A 5522-nucleotide genomic window follows, 5' to 3' on the forward strand; every position below is an offset into this window, starting at 1 on the left:
TTCCCGATGACGGCCGGCTCCCGGAGATCCCGAGACCGGCCGTTGTTTTTGTCCCGGCTCCTTTTCATCCGGCAGCAAGGTAATGGGCCGGAGCGAAATGCCAACCTCATGCCCCGAGGGTTTTTCCCCGAGGAGAGGCCTCCGCAGATGGAGATGCTCCCAGGAAAAAAGGTTGTCGTATTCGCTCCGGCCCGTTTTTGGAGATGCTACCGATAAAAAGGAGAAAAACTATGGACGGTGGTATCGTGAAAGGTCGGTTGCTCGTGCTCCTTTTCTATTCTCTGTATGCCCCAGCCTCCTCGCCTCCCCGTATTCTTTGTCTGTTCTCTTTGTCCCTTGTCTACCGAAATTCGTTGCGATAACCCTCCTCCAACATCCGTTCGATATCCGAGGAGCGGTAGAGAATCTTGCCGCCCAACTTGATGTAGGGAATCCGTCCCTGGTTGCGGTAATCTTGCAAACTCCGGCGGCTGATCTTCAGCCGCTGCGAAAGCTCCTCATCCGTATAGAAGCTCTCACCATCCAACGAAGACTTACGCTTCGAGAACAACGTCTCCAAAGCCTTGGAAAGACGCTCCAGCGCCTGGAAGTACGAGCGGATCCGCTCGTCATGCTCCGTAATCAATTCATTGCCCATTTTCCGTCTGTTTGATGCGAGATCCGTTCTGGCCTCACCTCGAGTGCCACGATCCGGCTCCCGCCGTTTATACCCCGTTTCTGCGCTTCTGATCGTGCTTGCGTCGCGCTTCCAGCACCGCAAGGAACGACCGCACATCTTTTGCCCGATAGTAGATCTTGTGGTTGATCTGCGTGTAGGAGAGCGACCCGTTGCCGCGAAGCGTCTGCAACGTCCGTTTTGAGATATTCAGCAGCTGGCAGACCTGCTGGTTGTCCAGCCACGACTCCGGCTCGCCGATGCGGTGCGCATGGCAGAGCGTGTCCATCCGTCGGGCGAACTTCTCGAACCGCGCAAGCATCCGCTCAAAGGTTCGGGATTCTACATTGACTATTCCCATGGCAGCGTCGTTTTAAGATCCCGGGAAAGAGCCTGAAACCGATTGCGACACCAAGCCGTGATTTCCTCGTCGAAGGTTGCGAAGTGGTGTTCCAGCACCCGGTCCAGATAACTGTACATCGAGATTTTGTCATTGTCGAGGAGTCGCACGATTCGCTGGATCCGTTGGTGAAACTCCGGACGGACATAAATGGCCTTGCCGTGGAGAGCTGCGGTCTTGACCGGCTGCAGGAAAAGTCGCTCGTAGTTGGCGGCTTTTCTCGATAAAGTCCCGGAGTCGAGGGATGCCGTTCGGCTGTCACCCCGAAGTTCATTCTTCTGTTCTTGCATAATGATTCGCTTTTAAGGTTTCGGGAGCGAATATAGGGGCAACGGAGGCGTTTTCTCCACCTTCCGCGCTCTATGGCAGTGGTTGGCGTCGGTGTGGCACAGGTTGGCGTCGGTGAGAGTCAAAAATAGCGTATTGAGAGACATCACTTTGGCGTGCCAAAAAGAAAATCTGACATTCTGCTTTTGGGCGGACTGAAGAAGGAGATTGTCAGTCCGACAAGGGAGATGGCGGCAACCCTAATACCTCTGCTCCCTCAATAATATAAAGTCCCCTACAGACATCAATAGATCAAGGAAACAAGAGATCCGTAACCCAAGGTATCATGAACTCAGGGAAACAGGACATCAAGGGCTCTTGAGGTCAAGAGAACATGACGCCAAGAGATCAAGAAGCCATGAGTCCAAGATTTCAGCAGGGGCTGAGTTCCAGATTTCAGGACTTCATGAAGCCCGGATATCAAGAACTCCCGAGGTCCGGAGTTCTTGACCTCTGGAGTTCGCGAGTCCAAGAGCTCATGATTTTGGGACATCAGAGGTTCTTGACTTCTGGAGATCAAGACGCCAAGACTTCAATCCGTATTGATTTCCTGGCATCACTATCTCATGATGGTTTGAGTTCAAGATTTATTCATCCCATTTCAAGGCAATTTTGTTCCTAATGTCGGCTTCGGGAACGGACGGTTCGCCTCTTCAGATTGGCCGGCGAACAAGCGGGAACGGGACGGAATATGCGACCCGTTTATGAGTCCCCGGAACATTATATGTTTCGGGACTCAGCAAGCTGTGTTTTCCGTTACGCGAAATATTTTCCGTAACGCAAAACAGCTTGCCCGCAAGGGGGACGAAAACTCCTCCGAAGTCGTCGTTTTTTACTGGGCACCCCATATGCCGAGACCGGATTTTAACCGCCGAAGGGTTCCGACACCCTTCGTTCAAAAATGGGAGCCTTGGAAGGCATAATTACGTCCTACTGACAAAAAAAGAGCAGACTTTCAAAGGCTGCTCCGACAAATGAGGGGATATTATGTTTGGATTCTCGGATGAAAAATACACTGGTTTTCTGACTGTATTCACGAGATATGACGAACATTCAATGGCTTATTCCATCTCAAATCGAGGCCGTGACACGACCTTTCTTCATACACATAAGCAACGTAAAACAAAGGATTTAGCCGCCACAATGGCCTTCATCCATGCTCAATACCATAGAAATTTTGTCAATTATTTCCATGATTTGACGGAAGTTAAGACCCATTTTCTCGCAAGAAATGCGCCCGCAAAATGCCATAATAAAATATGTAACGCCACAACTCTGTTGCTGCAAAGATGAGATTTCACGTGCTTATCGCTGCTATAAGACAGTGCAGATAGGGAACATACGCAATGTAAATAGCGTATTAAAAAACCTCATACAGGATTGCTACTACGCCCCCTTTTTTACTATCTTTGCCCAATAAGAGTTGAACCATGTCGTACCTGCCGCCCTATACCATTACTCCGCGAATTACTCATCTCGTTGCACAAATCAGCGAGGCTATCGGAGGCTATTATGCCCATGAGAATCTGCGGCTGCATCGGGTAAACCGCATCCAGACCATCCTCGGAACGCTGGCTATCGAGGGCAATACACTTTCGGCAGAGCAGGTTACGGCAGTACTGGAAGGGAAGCCGATTGTCGCACCGTTGAACGAAGTGCAGGAGGTCCGCAATGCCATCCGGGCATATGAACTGCTCGATGAACTGGACCCCTATCGTATGGAAGACCTGTTGCGGGCTCACGCAACGATGGAGGCGGGATTGATCGACGATGCCGGACAGTTTCGTCGCAGTGGAGCCGGCGTGGTATCAGGAGAACAAGTAATTCACTATGCTCCTGATGCGGACCGGATACCCTTCTTGATGCAGGATCTCTTCATGTGGTTGCAAACGACTGAAGAGCACCCTTTGATAGCCAGTTGCGTCTTTCATTACGAATTTGAATTCATTCACCCCTTTGCAGACGGAAACGGACGCACGGGGCGTCTCTGGCAAACATTGATTTTATCGCGGTGGCGCCCGATTTTCAAGAACCTGCCGATTGAAAATATTGTCTACAAATACCAGCAGGCATATTATCAGGCAATTGCTGTCAGCGGAGGAAAAGAGGGTTGCACTCCATTTATCGAGTTTATTTTGGGGGTAATTGCAGAAACATTGACTACCCAAAATACTACCCTGAAAACTACACCCAAAACTACCCCAAAAACCACTTCAGATTCTACCCGGAAACAGATCCTGAATGAGATTGGTCGGAACCCGAGAATTTCACGTGCCGCTCTGGCCAAATTGGTAGGTATTACACCCGATGGTGTCAAATACCATTTGCAACGTCTGACTCGTGAGGGTGTAATTCGTCATGTCGGCCCCGCGCGTTCTGGCGAATGGATCATCTGCAAATAACAGCCACCTCAAAACAAACTCCGGTCTTTTCCCGCGCGAAGACCATGCTCGGCAAAATATTTTGCGGCCAGATAGGACAAAGGAAACTTAGCCTCTCGGGGGTGTCTTTAACACTCAATCCGTAAACATTCCAGCCCCAGCTACCTGCTATATTCTGTCCGTGGCAGTGGTTGGCGTCGGTGTGGCAGTGGTTGGCGTCGCGTACCCTTATACAACCAATGATTCCTCTCGGTAACTTTGCCTTGTGAAACAGACCGAGATCGGATCCTTTCCCTCCGGACAGTCAGAAGGACAAAATAATAGCATTGTTGTCTGTTGGATATCGGTCTACATTAAACACAGAGGAGCTTCGTCTCCTCCATGCAAAATTGAATGCTATGGAAGACCTAATTTCTCGCAGCAAACAAGGAAAACCGGGCAGGCCTCCCAAAGCCGATCCGGCAAAGAGATGCGTCATGGTCCGATTTACGGACGAAGAATACGCCCGTTTCCTGACCATGTTCGAGAAATCCGGGGTGCATTCAATGGCTCGTTTCATCAAAGGACAGGTCTTTGACAAAACATTTCGCGTCATCCAAATGGATCGAAGTACGACTGAAATTGCAACCATCCTATCCTCCTTCAAAGCTCAATACCGCAAAATCGGAGTCAATTACAATCAGGTTGTAAAGCAGATGCACATCCATTTCTCGCAGAAAAAAGCTCTCGCAATGCTCTTTAAGCTGGAAAATGAAACACGCAATTTGATTGCTGTCAGTGAGAAGATTTTTACCATAGTTCAAAAATTAGGATAAAATGATAGCCAACATAACTACCGGAAAGAATGCATATGGTATTCTGAATTACAATCAGTTGAAAGTCGACAAAGGAAAGGCCTCCGTATTGTCGACAAAACTGATATTTGAAGAACCTGACGGAAAATACGATGTCATGAAGACTGCCGAAGAGTTTCACAACTCGATGCCAGAATGCATCAGGACTGAAAAGCCCATAGTACATATCTCCCTGAATCCGGACCCCAAGGATGAGATTGACGACGAACTACTGATCACGATGGCCGAAGAATACCTGGACGGAATGGGTTGGGGAAACCAACCTCATATCATCTATAAACACACCGACATCGAAAGGGTTCACATCCATATTGTTACGACACAGGTTGATATAACCGGGCGCAAGATCAATGACAGCCATCGCAACAGACGAAGCGTTGCCGTGACCGAGGAGTTGGAGAAGAAGTACCACCTTCATCCGGCGAAAGAACAAAAAAAGGTAAATCTATGGCAACTCAAACCCGTAGATTACCACAGAGGCGACCTGAAGAATCAGATCGCCGCCGTGGTTAAACCGGCACTCGCCATGTATCGGTTTCAGACCATGGGTGAATTGAGAGCGCTACTCGCCCTGTATCGTATCGGTGTAGAAGAACTGCAAGGGACCCGTGCAGGAAAACCATACCACGGTTTGGTATATACCGTGCTGGATGAGAATGGCGAAAAAGCACCCGTGACGCCGCTGAAAGCGTCCAGCCTGGGAGATGACGCCTCCTTGAAAAAGGTCGAGACAATTCTGGCAAGTTCCCCGGAGAAGATCAAGTCCGCCAATCTTCATAAAATGATATTACATCATGTAGAGGAGGCGCTGAACGAGGCGCCATCCGAAGAGGAGTTGCGCAAACGACTGAAAACCCATCACATCGATTTATTCCTGCGCCGAAATGATCAAAACCGAATCACCG

General features: G+C 49.4%; 6 protein-coding genes. 3 read left to right on the top strand and 3 right to left on the bottom strand.

Annotated elements, in window-relative coordinates; translation table 11 throughout:
• Window positions 1–340 precede the first annotated feature (340 nt).
• The 3 genes from B5E60_RS13415 to B5E60_RS13425 all read right to left on the bottom strand — a co-directional run bounded on the left by B5E60_RS13415 (window position 341) and on the right by B5E60_RS13425 (window position 1345).
• On the bottom strand, window positions 341–637 hold the full coding sequence (locus B5E60_RS13415; RefSeq protein WP_015546259.1) for a helix-turn-helix domain-containing protein: 297 nt from the start codon (window positions 635–637) through the stop codon (window positions 341–343).
• A 67-nt stretch (window positions 638–704) separates the two neighbouring features.
• On the bottom strand, window positions 705–1016 hold the full coding sequence (locus B5E60_RS13420; protein ID WP_087312441.1) for a helix-turn-helix domain-containing protein: 312 nt from the start codon (window positions 1014–1016) through the stop codon (window positions 705–707).
• Window positions 1007–1345, bottom strand: a complete 339-nt coding sequence (locus B5E60_RS13425) for a DUF3408 domain-containing protein (RefSeq protein WP_087312443.1) — start codon at window positions 1343–1345, stop codon at window positions 1007–1009. The genes B5E60_RS13420 and B5E60_RS13425 overlap by 10 nt, the downstream gene beginning before the upstream one ends.
• Before the next feature lie 1467 nt (window positions 1346–2812).
• Between B5E60_RS13425 and B5E60_RS13430 the strand changes: the two genes are divergently transcribed.
• The 3 genes from B5E60_RS13430 to mobB form a co-directional block, all read left to right on the top strand.
• On the top strand, window positions 2813–3784 hold the full coding sequence (locus B5E60_RS13430) for a Fic family protein (RefSeq protein ID WP_087312445.1): 972 nt from the start codon (window positions 2813–2815) through the stop codon (window positions 3782–3784).
• A 377-nt stretch (window positions 3785–4161) separates the two neighbouring features.
• Window positions 4162–4578: a conjugal transfer protein MobA gene (gene mobA, locus B5E60_RS13435; protein WP_087312447.1), complete on the top strand. Its 417-nt coding sequence runs from the start codon at window positions 4162–4164 to the stop codon at window positions 4576–4578.
• A 1-nt stretch (window position 4579) separates the two neighbouring features.
• Window positions 4580–5522, top strand: a 943-nt coding sequence (gene mobB / locus B5E60_RS13440; RefSeq protein WP_087312450.1) for a conjugal transfer protein MobB, incomplete at its 3' end; no start/stop codon positions are given.

The sequence above is a fragment of the Alistipes sp. An116 genome (assembly GCF_002161005.1).
Lineage (GTDB): Bacteria > Bacteroidota > Bacteroidia > Bacteroidales > Rikenellaceae > Alistipes > Alistipes megaguti.